A 16,826-nucleotide genomic window follows, 5' to 3' on the forward strand; every position below is an offset into this window, starting at 1 on the left:
AGCCAATGCTGAATTTTTAATTAACATGAGGCCAAGAAAGGCGTTAAACTTTCTCAGTCCTTATGAGTTTTTAACAGGTAAACGTGTGTCGCTTATTGCTGAGATCTAGGGCCATATTACTCGCCGCGGTATCGAGAGATTAAGTCAAAGGTCCATTATTGGAAGATTTCGACCGTTTAGATGTGAATGGCGATGGTGTTCTTTCTGAAGATGAACTGCCAGAGCCCCCTAAAAAAGGTGAACGTCCGAATTAAGTTATAGTCTCTTTAGTAAGCTTGATTATACAGTACATCCGATATGGAAGGTTCTCCATATCGGATATACTGTGTTTTTAGTTTTCGTTAGTTACACTGGTTCGTATAAATTTCATTAGCCCAATCAGCATAGTCGATAAAGGGATTGCGGTTGCCTTGTATGACATAAACCTTGTTGTTGCGTGCTTCTTCTAAGGAGTCGACGGGATCGGAATTATGCCAAGTGAGTAGAGTACAAAGTTTTCCTATATAGCCATTACCTGATGAAGAGGTTGCTGTGCCGGTGCTGTTACTGATTTGAAGATCGCCAACACCTGTTGTGCTGGTATCTGTTCCCTGATAACGCACATCCATGTAGAAAATCATGCGTGCGACATCACCTTTTAAGCTGTCCATAGGTTCAAAACTATCAGTATCATAGTATGTGCCAGGTGCTTCACTGATACTGTTGCTACTTGAATCGTCAAAGTCTAAGTTGCCACGTGTGCTGTTAACGGATTCATCCGATGGACGCAAGTGATGAATATCAGTATATGCATCATCGCCGGAAGAAGGAAAGCCGTGGCTTTTTGGCCAGATATGTTCACGATTCCAATCATTTTGATCATTGTTTGCACCCGCGCCACCGACCCTGCTGGCTTTATTTTGCGAGCGTTGAGTATAAAATAATATAACATTGCCACTATTATCAGGATCTTCATCTGTGGTTTCTAATGCATCCCAAACTTGAGAATAAGAAAGTGAAGTATGCGTATCTATGATGGTATTTAATGCACTTTTTAACGTTTCACCTGTTAAGTTACTTGCATCGGCATAATAAGTATCGAAATCTTCAAAGCTTGTATTTCCGCCACCTGCATTGTCTGAATCTTCAGTATAATTAGCTGATAGTGTAACATCAGTGAAATTTTCAAAAGAAACAATATTGATATAGTACGTACCGGCTGAAACCGTGCTAAATGAACAAGATTCATTATTACCCGTTAGATAGGGAGCGCAGTCATAGTCACTTGTTGTGGGCGCTGATCCCAGCTTGACATATAAATCAGCATCTCCGCTGCCACCAGTAATAGCAATGGTTAGATCCGATCCCGCTGCAGTATTTAGAGTATAGCTTAGGGGTTGGCCGCTGCTTGTTGCGACTAAATCAATTGTGCCTCCATTGGCTATTTCCGTATCACTAAACTCAGTAGCCAGATTATCATTGGTTGAGCAAGATGAGCTAAATATCCCTGATTTTGGGGTGCCAGTTGAGTTTGTGTTCCCCCAATCACTGACTGAATCGGTATCTTCAGTGCTGGTTCTTGCAAGACTGGTATTCGTTGCAGATATGTTCCAACCACTGATTTTATTTTCCCAAGCCAGCATATCAATTTCAGAGTCATTATTTTTTAAATATAGATAATCACCTGAATTACCTAATGATAAACTAAAATCAGTTAAGTCGGCACTTGTGCCGTAGAGGTTATAAAATGCGGTTGCATCTTTTGCAACTGTCAAATATTCTCCTGCGGCTAGTTCACCACTGAGCGCATAATTGCCACCATTATCATTGAGTGTATAGGTTGATAAGTCTATGGTGTCACAGCTTGCGTTATACAGTTCAACCCATTCTTCGGTAATATCATCATTCGGGCTATCATATAGAACTTCACTGATTAAGACATTCGCCGTAGCAGAAAAGTGAAACGTAGAGAGAGCTAAGATTATTATTTTTTTCATTTAACTTTATCCAATTAAACCTTATTTTTATCCAGTGGAATGTAGACTATAGTTGTGAATAAATAAATACAAAAATATGAAAAGAGTTAAAAATACTGTTATTTGGTAAATATATATTTACTTATTAGCTTTTTTTAGCGTTTAGCTATTTATTAATCTAGTTTATTATTTATGTATTATACAAATGAATATATTGATAATTTTGAAAAATAAATTTGTTAAAAGCATTAATAGATTATAACCTTCAGTATTTATTATCTTTTGTTGAATAATCAATCTTAGTGGTTATTTATATCAGCGTATTTCTGCGGGAGAATATAAAAATTATTTAACAGGAAAAGCATTATAAGTGTAGATACACAGATATATCCATTGTTAACGACTTGTTAACGATTGAGTTGTGTGATGAATTATAAGAGCACGGATTGTCATTTTAAAACTAAATATTATAAGTTATATTCGTTTGTATTTTTTCAAGTGATTAAGTCTATTATTTCTTATATAAAAATGACTTAAATATTATTTGTTATGGTTATCTGTTGGTGTTTTTTTCATCAGCATTGATTATCATCTTTCTTTGTCTATATATTACATTTTTATTTATTCACATCATAAGCTGATGTGGCAACTTTTTATCGTTTATTTAAAATGTGCTTGGATATGTATAGATAAAGTATGCTACCCAGCAGTATGGGGTCATACTGCTGGGTAGGGGATGACTATTTTGGATGAATTGCTACTGACTTGGCTTTGTTTATTCTATCGATATTTGGGTCGTTGAAACGATCACTTGGTGTTGTGCTAATGCATACGTCGTTTTTTGGTTTGGGTATATACATCAGAATATAGCGCTAGCATAATAGAAAACGGTGTAAAAAGGGTGTTTTTTAGTCACACTTTTAAAGCATTTTGTAACCAGATGTGTCGATGGTGCTTATTTGTGTACGAAAACAAATCATTAAGTTTGTTTAAATGATTTGTTTGATTAAAATCGCCAGAATTTAGGGTGAAATAATACCGCGACAGTAAGAATTTCGAGTCGGCCCATGAGCATGCCTATCGCTAAGGCCCATTTTGCAACGTTAGGTATCGAGGCGAAATTACTTGAAGGTCCGATAACCTTACCTATACCGGGTCCTACGTTGCTGATGGCGGTGATAGAACCTGATATACTGGTCACTAGATCGAGTCCTGTGGCAACTAGAATAACGGTAATGATGACAAATAATAGGATAAATAGCAGCATGAAGGTCACGAGTGAATTGACAATTTCTTGGTTAATTATTTGATTGTTATACCGGCTTTTAAAGACGCTTTTGGGATGAAATTGTTGTTTGAGTTGCTGCACCATTACGGCAGCTGCGATCTGAAACCTGAAAATTTTTATGCCTCCAGAAGTCGAGCCTGAGCAGCCGCCAACAAATAATAAAAAGAATAAAGTGATACTGGCAAGTGTCCCCCATGAATCAAAATCCGTTAGGCCAAATCCCGTTGTTGTTATCACTGAAACCACATTAAATGTGGATAGCCGTAAGGCATCCATAAAAGGCATATCTTTGACGTGGGAAAGCCAAGATCCAAGAGAAAGTGATACTATGCATATAAAGATTAAAAAGCCTTTTACTTGTGCATCGTTCCATACTTTCAAGCTACTCTGTTGCAAGCTGTAGACAAACAGTAATAGGGGTAATGCTCCTGAAATCATAAACAGAATTGCAAACCATTGTGCTTGATTTGAAAAGGCTGCCATGGATTTATCTGACGTTGAAAACCCGCCAGTGGACAAGGTTCCCATGGCATGATTAATCGCATCAAACCAGCTCATGCCACTGTAATGAAAAGCGACATAACACAGCAAAGTGAGTGAGCAGTATGCAAACAGCAGGTGTTTTGCCATTAATTGGGTTCTAGGAACCGTTTTATCACTCCAGTCAGAGGATTCTGTTCTGAATAATCGCATGCCCCCGACGTTTAAAAAAGGCAAAATAGCAACCGCCATAACAATAAAGCCAATACCGCCAAACCATTGCAATAAAGAACGCCAAATAAGAATACTGCGATCCATATCATCAAGCCCAGAGAGTATCGTTGATCCTGTAGTGGTGATCCCTGACATGGTTTCAAAAAATGCATCGGTGTAATTGATGCCGATATAAATGGTAAAGGGAAGTGCGGCGAATAAACTGACAATAATCCAGGTGAGACTGGTTAATATGAACATATCTCGGATATTAAGCTGTAAACGTTTTTTTTGGCCATTATGTAAACATATTGCGGCTGCTACTCCACAATATAAACAAGATCTTGCAAAGGCGCCACTGGTCGCTTCTCCCAAATATACCGCTAAGCTTAAAGGGATGAGCATGAAACCAGTCAGAGCCGATAAAAATATGCCTAAAATAAATAAAAGAGCACGAAAATTCAGCATGTTTTATCCGTCGCTAATGGCTAAAAGAAGAAGGCGCTCGGTTGGAACAGTTTTTCGACTTCACCAATGAATTTTTTATCGACTAAGAAGAGAATGACATGATCATCTTGTTCAATAATCGTGTTGTCATGTGCCATTAATACCTCTTCATCTCTCACTATAGCGCCTATCGTTGTGCCTGGAGGTAATTTTATCTCATTGATTTTCTTGCCAACGACTTTGGATGTGCTCTTATCTCCATGGGCAATGGCTTCAATGGCTTCAGCGGCTCCACGCCTTAAAGAATACACGTTACAAATATCGCCTTGGCGGATATGGGTGAGCATTGCCGAGATAGTGGCTTGTTGTGGCGAAATGGCAATATCAATATTGGCTTCTTGAACAATATCAACATAAGCTTCCCGCTGAATAAGTACCATGACATTTTTGGCTCCCATACGTTTTGCTAATAAAGAAGACATGATGTTGGCTTCGTCATCATTGGTGACGGCAATAAAAACATCGGTTTGTTCGATATGCTCTTCAACGAGTAACTCTTGATCGGAAGCATCACCACAAAAAACCGTTGCGTTTTCTAATCGCTCTGATAATTCTTCGGCCCGATCTTGATTTCTTTCTATTAACTTAACACTATGGTTTCGCTGTAACTGTTTCGCTAATCCAAAGCCTATATTACCGCCTCCGGCAATCATAATGTTGCGATATGAATTATCCAGTTTTTGCATTTCTCCCATAACAGCACGAATATGACGAGTGTCGGCGAGAAAGAATACTTCATCATCCGCTTCCATTATGGTCGTCCCGCGAGGCATGATAGGGCGACCTTGGCGAAAAATAGCGGCGACTCGAGTATCAATATTAGGCATGTGTTCGCGTAAGGCTGCCAGTGCATTACCGACCAGAGGCCCTCCATAATAAACGCGTACAGCCACTAAACTTAAACGCCCTTCAGCAAACTCTAAGACTTGTAAAGCGCCTGGGTGCTCTACTAGCCTTCGTATATAGGCGGTGACTAGTTGCTCTGGTGCGATAAGTTCATCGATAACAAAGCCACCACGGGTGCGACTATCATTTTGTTTGGTTTCGCTATTGATAAACAGTTTATCGCGCATGCGAATATATTGTTCTGATCGGATCCTAGCGATTTTAGTGGGAGTGCCAAAGAGGGAGAATGCAATTTGGCAGGCTGCCATATTGCATTCATCGCTGCTGGTAACAGCAATCAGCATATCAGCATCTTCAGCCCCCGCTTCTTTTAAGACATCAGGGTGAGCGCCATGGCCAATGACCACGCGCAGATCAAACTTATCCTGCAAGCTTTGTAAGCGGTTTTTATTATTATCGACGATAGTAATATCATTATTTTCGCCGACTAGGTTTTCTGCTAATGTACCACCTACTTGCCCAGCACCTAAAATGATAATCTTCATGCCTGCTAGTCCTTAATTAGACGTGCGTAATAAAAACCATCCATATTCTCTTGCCCTGGAGTAATTTGCCAACCAATAGACTCTTGATTTTTTTGTTGTATTAAGGTATCTAATCTCGCATCAGGCGTACGTGCTAGAAAAGCCCTTATCTGTTCACTATTTTCTTGAGGCAAAATGGAACAGGTTGCATATAAAAGTGTGCCTCCCGGTTTTAGCCAGTGCCAACAATGATCAATCATTGTCGATTGAAGTCTGGCAAGCTCTTCAATATCACTGTTTTTTCTTAACCATTTAATATCGGGATGTCGTCGAATAACGCCTGTTGCTGAACAAGGCGCATCTAATAAAATGCGATCAAATTTGTCGCCTTGCCACCAGGCATCAATATTGGCGGCATCACCATGGATTAACGTCGCTTCTAATGACAATCTATCGAGATTTTGTTGAACGCGTTCTAGCCTTTTTGCATCATTATCAACAGCAATCAGTTTTATATTAGATTCTATTTCGAGAATATGGCAGGTTTTTCCGCCTGGGGCGGCGCAAGCATCGAGTATTAATTCGCCTTCTTTGGGAGTCAATAAGCTCGCTGCCCATTGAGCTGCACCATCTTGTACTGATACTGACCCCGCGCTAAAATCAGGTAATTTCATGACGTCGATTGGGCTTTCGAGTAAAATCGCATCATCACTGCTGCCAGTACTCGCGGTGATGTCATGATCGTGCAAGCGAGTTAAATAATCATCTCGGGATTGAATTTTTTGATTGTTACGTAACCACATCGGTGGGCGTTGATGACTTTGTTCAATGATCTCTTGCCATTTATCGGGATAAGCAGATTGCAATCGTTTAATCAACCAAGCAGGCGTATTGTATTGTAAGGTTTCATTGGCACTGGATAATGGCTTTTGCTGACGTTGGATGTTTCTGAGTATGGCATTGACGACTTTGACTAAGCCTTCAAATTTTAACTGTCTGCAGGCTTCGGCTGTTTCAGAAATGGCAGCGTGGCTTGGGATACGCGTACAATATAATTGATAACACCCCACTAATAATAACTGGTGCACAATTCTTTGCTTGCCTTTCAGAGGCTTGCTCATACAATCGCTCACTTGCTTATCGAGTTGTGGCAGAACTCGCATTACGCCATAGCAGAGCTCAGCGAGTAAGGCTTTGTCTTTTCCATTATCGAGGTGTCGTTGTTGATCAGGGAGTGCGACTGAAAGAGACAGGCCTTTTTCTAATACTTGAAAAATGACCTTTGCTGCCAATGCTCTTAAATTCATTAAATTATTTAGCCTCAATAGGATTATTTGTTACCGGTAATGCAAGTATAGTATTTGGAACAAACCAATCGGCTTTCGAGTTCAAAATATCTGCAATGGAAAGTGGTTTCTTACCTGGGAGTTGCATGTGAGTGAGGGTGAGAACACCGTCTCCCGTTGCTATGCTCAATCCCGTTTTATTGGCTTGTACAATGGTACCAGCGGGGGCATCAGAGTGTAAATTACTGGGCTGGCTCTGCCATACTTTAATGCTGTAACCTTCGTGTTCAAAGTGACTCATTGGCCAAGGATTAAAGGCTCTAATTTCACGCCATAATGTTAACGCGCTTTTATTCCAATCGAGCCGAGCTTCTTCTTTACTAAGCTTCGCAGCATAATTTGCTTGGCTTTCATCTTGTTTGACTGGCGATAGGGTTTTATTGGCAATGCCAGCAAGTGCTTCAATGAGCGCATCGGGGCCCTGAAGCGCCAATTTTTCATACAGTGTGGCTGAAGTGTCGGTATCTTCGATAGGCAGTTGTGTTTTGAGTAGCATGTCACCGGTATCAAGACCGATATCCATTTGCATAATAGTGACACCCGTTTCAGTATCTCCCGCCCATAAAGCGCGCTGTATCGGCGCTGCTCCACGCCAACGAGGCAATATTGAACCATGAACATTGATGCAACCTAATACTGGCGTATCTAAAACGTTTTGAGGTAAAAGCAAGCCGTAAGCCACAACCACCATGATATCTGCATTTAGCTGAGAGAGCAGCTGTTGTGCCGTTTCATCTCTTAATGATTTAGGTTGCATGACGTCTATGTTGTGAGATAAAGCTAGCGTTTTTACGGGGCTAGCTTGCAGCTTTTTACCACGTCCAGCAGGTCTATCGGGTTGGGTATAGACCGCGATAATATTATGTTGTGAATCAATCAGTGCTTGCAAGTGGAGAGCGGCAAAATCAGGTGTACCTGCAAAAATAATATTGAGTGGTTTCAAGCGTGTTTTATCCTTGTTTAGCTTCTAAGCGAGCGGCTTTTTCTAGCTTTTGTTTTATCCGTTGACGCTTTAATGGGGATAAGTAGTCGACAAATAGATTGCCAATTAAATGATCGAGTTCATGTTGTAAACAAATAGCAAATAATTCAGTGGCTTCTAAAGTGAAAGGATTACCATCACGATCTTGTGCTTTTATTGTGACAAACTCAGCGCGTTCAATTTCAGCGTAAATACCAGGAACGGATAAACAGCCTTCTTCGTTGATAAAATGACCGCTTTTTTCAATTATTTCTAGATTGACGAATATCTTGGGGCGCTCAACATCATCTTGTAAGTCCATAACAATGAGTTGTTGATGAAAGTCGACTTGGGTTGCCGCAAGTCCGATGCCATTTTCTTCGTGCATGGTTTCAATCATATCATCGATGATGGTCTGAAATTCGGGGCCGAAATCTGTTACAGGCTTAGCGATCGTGCGCAGCCTTTCATCTGGAAAACGTAGTACTTTTAATAAACTCATACATCCACTCTTTCTACTAAATTCTGTCAAACATGACGTCAGATTGATTGAATTCAAATTGCTTGAACATTCATTGACGCTAAGTAATGGGACAATTTTAGTCCTTCGTGACGCTCAATAACAGCAAAAGCTCGATATATGCGCAAATTTCCTGTCATTGCTTTGCGTGAATGATTACTTGTTGATGGTATGGTGTTGATTTTATAGTACATATCAAGATAATATCTTTCTGGGTGACGAAAGTTATTTCTATATGCTGATCCATTTCTCAACATTAAATGGAGAGGGGGTCTGGAGACTCGTGTATCGTAGAAGCCTTTTCATATGCTCAATGGGTCCTCTTCGTTGATATTGCTCTTGCTTGAGCTGGTTTTCAGTTTGATCAGGGGGGGCGGTGATAAATGAGATAACGGACTGAATGACGTTAGGATCCCAAATGAGTTTTCTATGTCCTAACCCGGTTGTTTGTATTAAGATTGAATTTTCCCATATCTGTTGTATTTTCTCTGCGTGAAATAAAGGGACTTCTTTATCTTGGTTGTCATATACCAATAATAAAGGATCCTCCGTTGAGGCATATATTTTCCCTTGCAGCTGTTGCTCCCAAGTGAGCCCTATTTGTTTTGCAATTTTATCTTGGCAAATAGCGATGGCTTCAGGACTCATTTTTAAAATGTTCTGCATGATGTTCATGATGGGAAGTGGCGCACTGGGTGCACCTAAAAGAACATAGCGTTCGGCCTTGAGTCCAAATGCTCGTGCTCTCATGGCCATCATACCGCCCATCGAATGTCCCACAACAGCAAAAATTTGTGGAAATTGTGATGTGAGGGAGTGAATGGAATGTCTCGGGCCATGATATCAAAATTGGATCGTTTCCCTGCAGAATATCCATGAGCTGTGCAATCAATGGCTATTGCTTGAAAGCCTGCATTGGCAATTTCCATTGCTAATGTTGCCATTTTTGAACCTCGAGCTTCCCAGCCATGACAAAGAATGACAACGGGCCCTTTTCCCCATGACCAAGCAATATTGTTTGTGCCTAATGCACCTTTGTATGTCAGTTTATTTCCTTGATTAAGCTGTTCTTTCTCTCTATTTGAATCGGTATGTTTCTTAGGTTTAGAGCATAAATAAAGCGCTAAATGTGCAGATAGCTTTGGGGATATCAGTCCTGTTAATTGCATTATTCCTTGTATTACCTTGAGCATTAAATCTAGCCGTTGCTTAGTCAATATGTTGCTCTAACATGACATAGAGAGTAAGAGTTATCCAAACACTTACGTTGTTTAATTGTTCATTATTTCTAACAAATACACTCCAATAAAGTATCCGTTCGTTATACTTATTTGAACATGCCTATATTCAAACCATCTTCAATGGGTTTGGGTACAGATGAAAATAGGATGTTCAGAGGACTGAACACGCAAGAAGGAGTTTGCGATGAAAGGATTACTTTATTTTATTTTATTTATTTTCATGAGTGCATTTGTTAACGCGGCCCCTTCTGCAAATAAGCCTTTAATTGAATTTAAGCCTAAAGCTAGGGTTATTCCGAAACAAGCTTCAGTTTCCGCGCTAGATTTAGCGTTGATCCAACCTTATTTATCACAAAATCTCATCGTGTCGTTGGATTGGTTTGATGCTCAACCGCTCATTATTGGCAGTGATGATATATCTGGTTTATATCGAGAAAGAGATGTTATTTACATTAATGGAATTTTGCCCGAAGGTGCCTTGTTGGGTATTTATCAAAAAGGCAGAGAATTTGACTTGGCTTCTCCTCAGTATATTGAGCAAGAAATTTTATTGGCAGCAAGTGGACTTGTTATTGAATCTAATTACATATCCAAAGTGAAAGTATTAAGTAGTTTTAAAGAAGTACAGTTAGGTGACAGGGTGTTGATGCGGGGTTCTCCTTTGTTGATGTCGGCCTATTTTACTCCCACAATGACAAGGTTAAACACGATAGCGTTTATTATGGCCTCTGCTACAGAAGCTACCGCTATGGGGGCTATGGATGTGGTGTATGTTAATCAAGGAAAATCACAAGGGTTAGAAGTGGGCCATTTATTATCCATTTTTGGAGACGGAGATCCTGTTACTCTGACTGAGGAGGGAGTGCCCGTTATGCTGAGTGAAGGAACGGCTTTTGATAATATGATGGCTAATTTTAATTGGGATCCTGTTTTTATTACACCTCAGGTTTACCATGGGGAGTTAATGATATTTAAAGTGTTTGAAGAGATGAGCTTTGGGATCATCATGGAAAATGAAAGACCCATTAGAGTGGGTGATAGTGTGGGGTTGTGATTGTTTTGTTATCAGTTAGCGTCTTAAAAAGAGGGTAGGTTATTCAAGATGAGTTGGTTGATTGGTTAATTGTAAGCAGTGTGTCAGGGCTAGGACCCGCTCGGATAAAGCAATTATTGCAGAATATGAGTATCAGTGAATTGAGGCAACAGATTGATCATCAACCTGATGCCTTATTTTTGCCTCACACTCTTTTGAATAAAGGACTCGGTGCTGATCTATCGTTAGTGGATCGCGCCTTGACGTGGCAAGAGAGCGATCCTTTGCATCATGTTATTCATCCTGCAGATCCTTTTTATCCATCACTATTAAAAGAATTGTACGATCCTCCGTCGATCTTGTTTATCAAAGGTGAAATTGAAAATTTACTTGTCCCTTCTATCGCAATAGTGGGGAGTCGCAATGCGACGCCAAGCGGGTTGTCAATTGCCTATCAATTCGGCTCTGAGCTGGCTAATATAGGATTGAGTATTGTGAGTGGGATGGCCATCGGCATCGACGGTGCCGCCCATCAAGGTTCGCTTGATGTGAGTGGTCATTCATTGGCTGTTTTAGGTACTGGAGTTGATATTATTTATCCTAAACGACACGCTCGTCTTTACCATGCGATTTGTCAACAAGGCTGTATAGTGAGTTTTGGCCTCAGGTACCAGCTTATGCTGGAAACTTTCCTAAGCGTAATCGTATTATTAGTGGATTATCTTTAGGGACGTTAGTGGTTGAAGCTGCGCGTAAGAGTGGTTCTTTGATTACTGCAAGGTTAGCCATGGAGCAAGGCAGAGAAGTGTTTGCTATTCCTGGTAATATTTTAACGGGCCAGAGTCAAGGGTGTCATGATTTACTGCGAAATGGCGCTAAATTAGTCGAAACTATAGAAGATATAGTTGAAGAACTTGATGCTTTATGTCGTTTTCACCTTGAAGAAGTGAAAAATCGTCACCATATAGGGGAGGATAAGGCCTCTGATTTGCCATTTGCTTCCCTGTTAGCTAGTGTTGGTTATGAGACCACACCGATTGATGTTGTGGTTGAGCATAGTGGAAAAACCATAGAGCTAGTATTAGAGCAGTTGCTTGAATTGGAATTGCAAGGGTGGGTTACTGTTGTACCCGGTGGTTATGTAAAATTAAAGAGGAGCTAACCATGTTTGATATCCTCATGTATTTATTTGAAAACTATGTTCATGGTGAAGTAGAGTTACTTGTCGATGAGGACGAGTTGACCAAAGAACTAACACGGGCTGGATTTCATCAAGCCGATATCATTAAGGCATTAACTTGGCTAGAATGTTTGGCTGACTTACAGGAGAGCGATAAACCTTACTTGTGTGATCACACACAACATTCTTTTCGAATTTACACTCAAGATGAGATGGATAAAATCGATGTAGAAAGTCGTGGCTTTTTGCTCTTTTTAGAGCAAATTAAAGTATTAAGTGTCGAAACTCGAGAAATGGTTGTTGATCGAGTGATGGAAATTGATGAAACGACACTGGGTTTAGACGACTTAAAATGGGTGATTCTTATGGTGTTATTTAATGCGCCAGGGCATGAATCCGCTTATGAGCAAATGGAAGATTTGATTTTTGAGCAGCCAGATGGACGGCTACATTCTTAGTTTCTGATATGAGGGGGCGAGAGTTTCAGGTAAGGTATTCTAGTTGTTTAAAGATAAAAGGAAGCGAAAGCTTCCTTTTTTGATCTGACAAGACTTGGTAGAATAAGCACAGATGAGATAAATGAGAATATCATGGCGAAAGTAGATCAAGATTTATTTACACCTCATGCTAAAGAGCAAGAGGCTTGCCCTCTATGCCATGGTAACCTCATGGTCAAAAATAGTAAGCATGGCGGATTTTTCGGATGTGAGCATTATCCTAGTTGTGATTACACTCGTCCTTTAGTGCAAAGTGGAAAGATTGAAGCGCAAGTCATTGCAGGATCCCAATGCCCAAAGTGTGGGGGTGAATTGGCGGTAAAGTCGGGTCGTTTTGGTTTGTTTATTGGTTGTACGCAATATCCTGAGTGTGATCATCTTGAGAAACACTCGCAAGATGAGAAAGGCATTGCTATTAGCTGCCCTATTTGCAAACAAGGATATTTAGAACATAAAACCAGTCGCTTTGGGAAAAGTTTCTATGCTTGCAGTGCTTATCCAGGATGTAAGTTTATTTTGAATTATCCCCCAGTTGCAGAGTCCTGTCCGGAGTGTGATTTTGCTATTTTAGTCGAACGTAAAGGTGCGGCTGGGATGCGAGTGGAGTGTCCTGTAAAATCTTGTAAATATAAGCGTCTAATGGAGTAGATGTTTTTTTGATTTTGCTATGTGTTGATTTAGGCTTAGAAAAATATCGAGGAAATAATGTTAGAAGTTTTGCCATCAGAAGTGGCTAAATTAGTCGATAATGGCGGCGTTATCGCTTATCCAACGGAAGCCGTTTACGGTTTAGGCTGTGCTCCTGATGATCCGGCGGCATTAAAAGCGCTACTTGAGATTAAGCAACGGCCTTGGCAAAAAGGTTTAATACTCGTGGCGGGAGATTATAATCAATTAATTCCCTATATTGATGCGTCCAAGCTTAGCCCTGCTCAGCTGCATTTCGTGCACAGTAAATGGCCGGGGCCTTATACGTTTATCATGCCAGTGAAAGAAGGCTTGTCTCCCTTACTGAGTGGAGCATTTGATTCTATTGCTGTACGTGTATCAGCGCATGAAGGTATTCAAACGATATGTGCAGCAATGAATAAGCCTATTGTTTCTACTAGTGCCAACCTTTTTGGGTGCTCTCCAGCATTAACTGTGGCTGAAATAAGAGAGCAGTTTGAAGGTAAGATTGCAGCTGTTGTCATCGGAGAGCTAGGATTGCAAGATGCCCCTTCTATGATTATTGATGCTATAAGCGGTAAAATATTAAGACAAGGATAATAAAAAGAATGAGTATACCGGATGCAAGTGTTGTAAAAGCTTTTTTGTTGGGGTTACAAAATAGGATCTGTACAGGCTTAACAGCATTGGATGACAAGGCCCACTTTGAAGAAGATCAATGGACCAGAGCTGAAGGTGGGGGGGGGCAGAGTCGTGTCTTAACCAATGGCAATATTTTTGAGCAAGCTGGGGTGAACTTTTCTCATGTAACAGGGGCTTCTATGCCAGCGTCTGCTACTGCTCACCGTCCAGAATTAGCGGGTCGTAGCTTCGAGGCGATGGGCGTTTCTTTAGTTATTCATCCCAATAATCCTCATATACCCACTACTCATGCCAATGTGCGTTTTTTTATTGCTTATAAAGAAGGCGCCGATCCGGTGTGGTGGTTTGGTGGCGGTTTTGATTTAACCCCTTTTTATCCTTATCTTGAAGATGTAGTACATTGGCATCAAACAGCGCAAACATTGTGTGAGCCCTTTGGTGATGCTGTTTATTCAAAATATAAAAAATGGTGCGATGACTATTTCTGGTTACCTCATCGTAATGAAACCCGTGGAGTCGGTGGCTTGTTTTTTGATGATCTTAATAAAGAGGGCTTTGATAAGAGTTTTGCTTTTATGCAGGCCGTGGGAGATGGGTTCTTAACGGCCTACACTCCTATTGTTGAGCGTCGTAAGGATATTGAATTTAGTGAGCATCAACGTCAGTTCCAATTATATCGTCGGGGTCGTTATGTTGAATTTAACTTGGTTTATGACCGAGGCACTCTTTTTGGCCTGCAAACCGGTGGGCGCACTGAATCAATACTAATGTCTATGCCGCCTCTTGTTCGATGGGAATATGGTTATACACCAGTGCCAGATAGCCCTGAAGCGATATTATATTCTGATTACCTTAGACCTAGAGATTGGCTATGACAGATAGATATGCAGTATTCGGGAATCCTATTGGGCATAGTAAGTCGCCTCAAATTCACACTCTTTTTGCGAAAGAAACCTCTCAAGCAATAAGCTATGAAGCTATTCTTGCTCCAGTAGCGTGCTTTGAGGCGAGTTTGAGGCAATTTATTACCGAGAAAGGTCGCGGGGCGAATGTAACCGTTCCTTTTAAAGAGCAAGCCTTTGCTTTATGTGATGAACTGAGTCTCGAGGCTAGGTTAGCGGGGGCTGTAAATACGCTGACGGTTATGGAAAATGGAAGAATCCATGGAGATAACACCGATGGTTTGGGCTTGGTTGCTGATTTAAAAAGGCAGATGGGGAGTTTAGAAAACCTTGAAGTTTTACTCGTTGGTGCTGGTGGGGCGGCAAGAGGCTGTATTTTGCCTTTATTGCAAACCGGTATTGCTAAGCTAACCATAGTGAATCGCACTCAAAGTAAAGCAGATAAGTTAGCGACAACGTTTGCTGAATTTGGAAATGTTACTTCCCTTTGTATGGAAGAGCTAGATCAAGCATATGATTTAATTATAAACTCAACGTCTGCAAGTTTATCAGGAGACGTGCCTAATCTACCCGTTAAGACAATTAATGCTAACACTGTGTGTTATGACATGATGTATGGCAAAGACGTGACGGCTTTTAATGCTTGGGCTAAGAAGAATGGTGCGAAGCAGATTATTGATGGTCTTGGTATGTTGGTTGGGCAGGCTGCACAAAGTTTTAAGCTTTGGCGTAAGGTTGAACCTAATGTTGAGCCAGTATTAAATGCGCTTAGACGTCTGCCTTAAAGGGTAAGGAAGAGTATGAATCAAAGTGTATTGTTTCCAGATCTGCAAGAGTGGAATGCTCAGGTTTTTTGTATTGATTTTCCAGCCCAAGTTCAAGGAGCGAATATCGAGTGCAGAGTTACGTTAAAGACACTGTTGCGTATATCGGTTAGCTTATTAGATCGTAAAGATCTTGAGGTAGCGGTAAAGGCACTCGCATTATTTGATGAATATCGTTTTGATATAGAAGAGGAGATTGAAGTGCTCATCGAACAAGAAGCGTTTGACGAGCAAGGTCGAATCAATTTATAGACATTATTGGGGTCAATCAAATGTCTTGTTGGCACTCACTTAAATATTCATCCTTCAATTTTACGTAATTATCGGCTGATTGCGGTAAGAAGGAGATCTCTTCATCGGTCAGTGCACGTATTTGTTTTGCTGGGCTACCGACGTAAAGGTAGCCGCTTGTTAATATTTTTCCTGGTGGGACTAAAGCACCAGCCCCAAGAATAATGTCATCTTCCAGTATGGCACCGTCTAATATAATAGCTCCCATACCAATTAAGATTCGATTGCCGACCTGACAGCCATGAAGCATGGCTTTATGTCCAATTGTTACTTCATTTCCGATAATCAGTGGATGGCCTTCAGGATTAGACGCTGATTTACGGGTAACATGTAAAATACTCCCATCTTGGACATTAGTACGTTTACCGATATAAATGCGGTTCACATCACCTCTTGCTGCAACCATAGGCCAAACACTTGCATCATCGTCCAGTGTAATATCACCCACAAGAACACATGCTTCATCGATATAGACATTTTCATTCAATGTCGGGCTTATACCTTTATAGGTACGTAATGACTTAACCATAATTTAGGTCCTTTTATCGTAATAATGTGATTATACGCGTTTACCCTCTGATAAAAAGCTTAAAAAGTAGCTGATAAGCCTTTAAATTAAACGTTTAGCTGGCTTTGTGTTCACTCAGTTGGTTTGTTTCATTTAAATGCTAAAAAGGACTTGTGCTTAGCTCAAATCTCCCTATAATGCGCAACCACTGACACGGCAAAGCAGGCTTACTACCTAGTCGAAAGATTAGAGAGTACGGGACTTGCAGCGGTGTTAGAGATAATGATTTCTTCGGATTTTAATCTCAGGTGACAAGCGCTTTAAGGGCTTCGGTTTTGATTATTTATCACATGAGTGATTAAGAAATCAACACTTGAAAAACTTCTTAAAATAAGCACT

Annotated in this window: 18 protein-coding genes and 2 pseudogenes; 11 read left to right on the plus strand and 9 right to left on the minus strand. The window is 40.6% G+C overall.

The annotated features are described in order from the left end of the window. Both L2764_RS21485 and L2764_RS21490 read left to right on the plus strand, forming a co-directional pair. Nucleotides 1-109, plus strand: a pseudogene (locus tag L2764_RS21485) (IS30-like element ISVsa7 family transposase); the annotation flags it as partial. Between the two features lie 49 nt (nucleotides 110-158). Next, the gene (locus L2764_RS21490; RefSeq protein WP_248942388.1) at nucleotides 159-254 is read left to right on the plus strand and encodes a hypothetical protein; all 96 of its coding nucleotides are present in this window, start codon (nucleotides 159-161) and stop codon (nucleotides 252-254) included. A gap of 87 nt (nucleotides 255-341) precedes the next feature. Here L2764_RS21490 and L2764_RS21495 read toward each other — a convergent pair whose 3' ends face one another. From L2764_RS21495 to L2764_RS21530, 8 genes are all read right to left on the minus strand, one after another. Beyond that, nucleotides 342-1,976 carry an endonuclease gene (locus L2764_RS21495; protein ID WP_248942389.1) on the minus strand — a complete coding sequence of 545 codons (1,635 nt, stop codon included), beginning with the start codon at nucleotides 1,974-1,976 and terminating at the stop codon, nucleotides 342-344. Nucleotides 1,977-2,961: 985 nt separating this feature from the next. Continuing rightward, complete coding sequence (locus tag L2764_RS21500) at nucleotides 2,962-4,404, minus strand: TrkH family potassium uptake protein (RefSeq protein WP_248942390.1); 1,443 nt, start codon at nucleotides 4,402-4,404, stop codon at nucleotides 2,962-2,964. Nucleotides 4,405-4,424: 20 nt separating this feature from the next. After that, a complete protein-coding gene (trkA, locus tag L2764_RS21505; RefSeq protein ID WP_248942391.1) occupies nucleotides 4,425-5,834 on the minus strand; it encodes a Trk system potassium transporter TrkA in 1,410 nt (469 codons plus the stop codon). 5 nt (nucleotides 5,835-5,839) lie between these two features. Next, on the minus strand, nucleotides 5,840-7,120 hold the full coding sequence (gene rsmB / locus L2764_RS21510) for a 16S rRNA (cytosine(967)-C(5))-methyltransferase RsmB (protein WP_248942392.1): 1,281 nt from the start codon (nucleotides 7,118-7,120) through the stop codon (nucleotides 5,840-5,842). Between the two features lie 4 nt (nucleotides 7,121-7,124). Further along, nucleotides 7,125-8,102: a methionyl-tRNA formyltransferase gene (gene fmt / locus L2764_RS21515; RefSeq protein ID WP_248942393.1), complete on the minus strand. Its 978-nt coding sequence runs from the start codon at nucleotides 8,100-8,102 to the stop codon at nucleotides 7,125-7,127. Nucleotides 8,103-8,109: 7 nt separating this feature from the next. Next, complete coding sequence (gene def / locus L2764_RS21520) at nucleotides 8,110-8,622, minus strand: peptide deformylase (RefSeq protein WP_248942394.1); 513 nt, start codon at nucleotides 8,620-8,622, stop codon at nucleotides 8,110-8,112. A gap of 249 nt (nucleotides 8,623-8,871) precedes the next feature. Beyond that, complete coding sequence (locus L2764_RS21525) at nucleotides 8,872-9,408, minus strand: hypothetical protein (protein ID WP_248942395.1); 537 nt, start codon at nucleotides 9,406-9,408, stop codon at nucleotides 8,872-8,874. Continuing rightward, nucleotides 9,396-9,833, minus strand: a complete 438-nt coding sequence (locus tag L2764_RS21530; protein WP_248942396.1) for a serine aminopeptidase domain-containing protein — start codon at nucleotides 9,831-9,833, stop codon at nucleotides 9,396-9,398. The genes L2764_RS21525 and L2764_RS21530 overlap by 13 nt, the downstream gene beginning before the upstream one ends. Before the next feature lie 232 nt (nucleotides 9,834-10,065). On the opposite strand from L2764_RS21530, the gene L2764_RS21535 reads away from it, so the two are divergent. The 9 genes and pseudogenes from L2764_RS21535 (at nucleotide 10,066) to L2764_RS21570 (ending at nucleotide 15,880) form a co-directional block, all read left to right on the plus strand. Beyond that, nucleotides 10,066-10,935 (plus strand): peptidoglycan-binding protein LysM, encoded by an 870-nt coding sequence (locus L2764_RS21535; protein WP_248942397.1) that lies wholly within the window; start codon nucleotides 10,066-10,068, stop codon nucleotides 10,933-10,935. Nucleotides 10,936-11,060: 125 nt separating this feature from the next. Next, nucleotides 11,061-11,770 (plus strand): annotated as a pseudogene (dprA, locus tag L2764_RS21540) (DNA-processing protein DprA); the annotation flags it as partial. A gap of 189 nt (nucleotides 11,771-11,959) precedes the next feature. Beyond that, nucleotides 11,960-12,076, plus strand: coding sequence for a DprA-like winged helix domain-containing protein (locus L2764_RS28555; RefSeq protein ID WP_446539685.1), 117 nt, complete (start codon nucleotides 11,960-11,962; stop codon nucleotides 12,074-12,076). Nucleotides 12,077-12,078: 2 nt separating this feature from the next. Beyond that, nucleotides 12,079-12,552: a DUF494 family protein gene (locus tag L2764_RS21545; protein WP_248942398.1), complete on the plus strand. Its 474-nt coding sequence runs from the start codon at nucleotides 12,079-12,081 to the stop codon at nucleotides 12,550-12,552. 132 nt (nucleotides 12,553-12,684) lie between these two features. Next, a complete protein-coding gene (locus L2764_RS21550) occupies nucleotides 12,685-13,239 on the plus strand; it encodes a topoisomerase DNA-binding C4 zinc finger domain-containing protein (protein ID WP_248942399.1) in 555 nt (184 codons plus the stop codon). Nucleotides 13,240-13,296: 57 nt separating this feature from the next. After that, nucleotides 13,297-13,860, plus strand: a complete 564-nt coding sequence (gene tsaC, locus L2764_RS21555) for an L-threonylcarbamoyladenylate synthase type 1 TsaC (RefSeq protein ID WP_248942400.1) — start codon at nucleotides 13,297-13,299, stop codon at nucleotides 13,858-13,860. Nucleotides 13,861-13,868: 8 nt separating this feature from the next. Further along, a complete protein-coding gene (gene hemF / locus L2764_RS21560) occupies nucleotides 13,869-14,777 on the plus strand; it encodes an oxygen-dependent coproporphyrinogen oxidase (protein WP_248942401.1) in 909 nt (302 codons plus the stop codon). Beyond that, nucleotides 14,774-15,589, plus strand: a complete 816-nt coding sequence (gene aroE / locus L2764_RS21565; RefSeq protein ID WP_248942402.1) for a shikimate dehydrogenase — start codon at nucleotides 14,774-14,776, stop codon at nucleotides 15,587-15,589. Before hemF ends, aroE begins: the two co-directional genes overlap by 4 nt. Before the next feature lie 15 nt (nucleotides 15,590-15,604). Then, entirely contained in the window at nucleotides 15,605-15,880 is a 276-nt protein-coding gene (locus tag L2764_RS21570) for a DUF1488 family protein (protein WP_248942403.1), read from the plus strand. 16 nt (nucleotides 15,881-15,896) lie between these two features. Here L2764_RS21570 and L2764_RS21575 read toward each other — a convergent pair whose 3' ends face one another. Next, nucleotides 15,897-16,448 carry a gamma carbonic anhydrase family protein gene (locus L2764_RS21575; protein ID WP_248942404.1) on the minus strand — a complete coding sequence of 184 codons (552 nt, stop codon included), beginning with the start codon at nucleotides 16,446-16,448 and terminating at the stop codon, nucleotides 15,897-15,899. Between the last annotated feature and the right edge of the window lie 378 nt (nucleotides 16,449-16,826).

Source organism: Shewanella surugensis (assembly GCF_023284005.1).
GTDB classification, from domain to species: domain Bacteria; phylum Pseudomonadota; class Gammaproteobacteria; order Enterobacterales; family Shewanellaceae; genus Shewanella; species Shewanella surugensis.

Bases quoted from the DNA above. Each gene is read 5' to 3' on its own strand.
- L2764_RS21495 (WP_248942389.1), bottom strand. From the start codon at position 1,976: ATGAAAAAAATAATAATCTTAGCTCTCTCTACGTTTCACTTTTCTGCT.
- L2764_RS21500 (WP_248942390.1), bottom strand. From the start codon at position 4,404: ATGCTGAATTTTCGTGCTCTTTTATTTATTTTAGGCATATTTTTATCG.
- trkA (WP_248942391.1), bottom strand. From the start codon at position 5,834: ATGAAGATTATCATTTTAGGTGCTGGGCAAGTAGGTGGTACATTAGCA.
- rsmB (WP_248942392.1), bottom strand. From the start codon at position 7,120: ATGAATTTAAGAGCATTGGCAGCAAAGGTCATTTTTCAAGTATTAGAA.
- def (WP_248942394.1), bottom strand. From the start codon at position 8,622: ATGAGTTTATTAAAAGTACTACGTTTTCCAGATGAAAGGCTGCGCACG.
- L2764_RS21525 (WP_248942395.1), bottom strand. From the start codon at position 9,408: ATGGGCGGTATGATGGCCATGAGAGCACGAGCATTTGGACTCAAGGCC.
- L2764_RS21530 (WP_248942396.1), bottom strand. From the start codon at position 9,833: ATGCTCAAGGTAATACAAGGAATAATGCAATTAACAGGACTGATATCC.
- L2764_RS21535 (WP_248942397.1), top strand. From the start codon at position 10,066: ATGAAAGGATTACTTTATTTTATTTTATTTATTTTCATGAGTGCATTT.
- L2764_RS21545 (WP_248942398.1), top strand. From the start codon at position 12,079: ATGTTTGATATCCTCATGTATTTATTTGAAAACTATGTTCATGGTGAA.
- L2764_RS21550 (WP_248942399.1), top strand. From the start codon at position 12,685: ATGGCGAAAGTAGATCAAGATTTATTTACACCTCATGCTAAAGAGCAA.
- tsaC (WP_248942400.1), top strand. From the start codon at position 13,297: ATGTTAGAAGTTTTGCCATCAGAAGTGGCTAAATTAGTCGATAATGGC.
- hemF (WP_248942401.1), top strand. From the start codon at position 13,869: ATGAGTATACCGGATGCAAGTGTTGTAAAAGCTTTTTTGTTGGGGTTA.
- aroE (WP_248942402.1), top strand. From the start codon at position 14,774: ATGACAGATAGATATGCAGTATTCGGGAATCCTATTGGGCATAGTAAG.
- L2764_RS21570 (WP_248942403.1), top strand. From the start codon at position 15,605: ATGAATCAAAGTGTATTGTTTCCAGATCTGCAAGAGTGGAATGCTCAG.
- L2764_RS21575 (WP_248942404.1), bottom strand. From the start codon at position 16,448: ATGGTTAAGTCATTACGTACCTATAAAGGTATAAGCCCGACATTGAAT.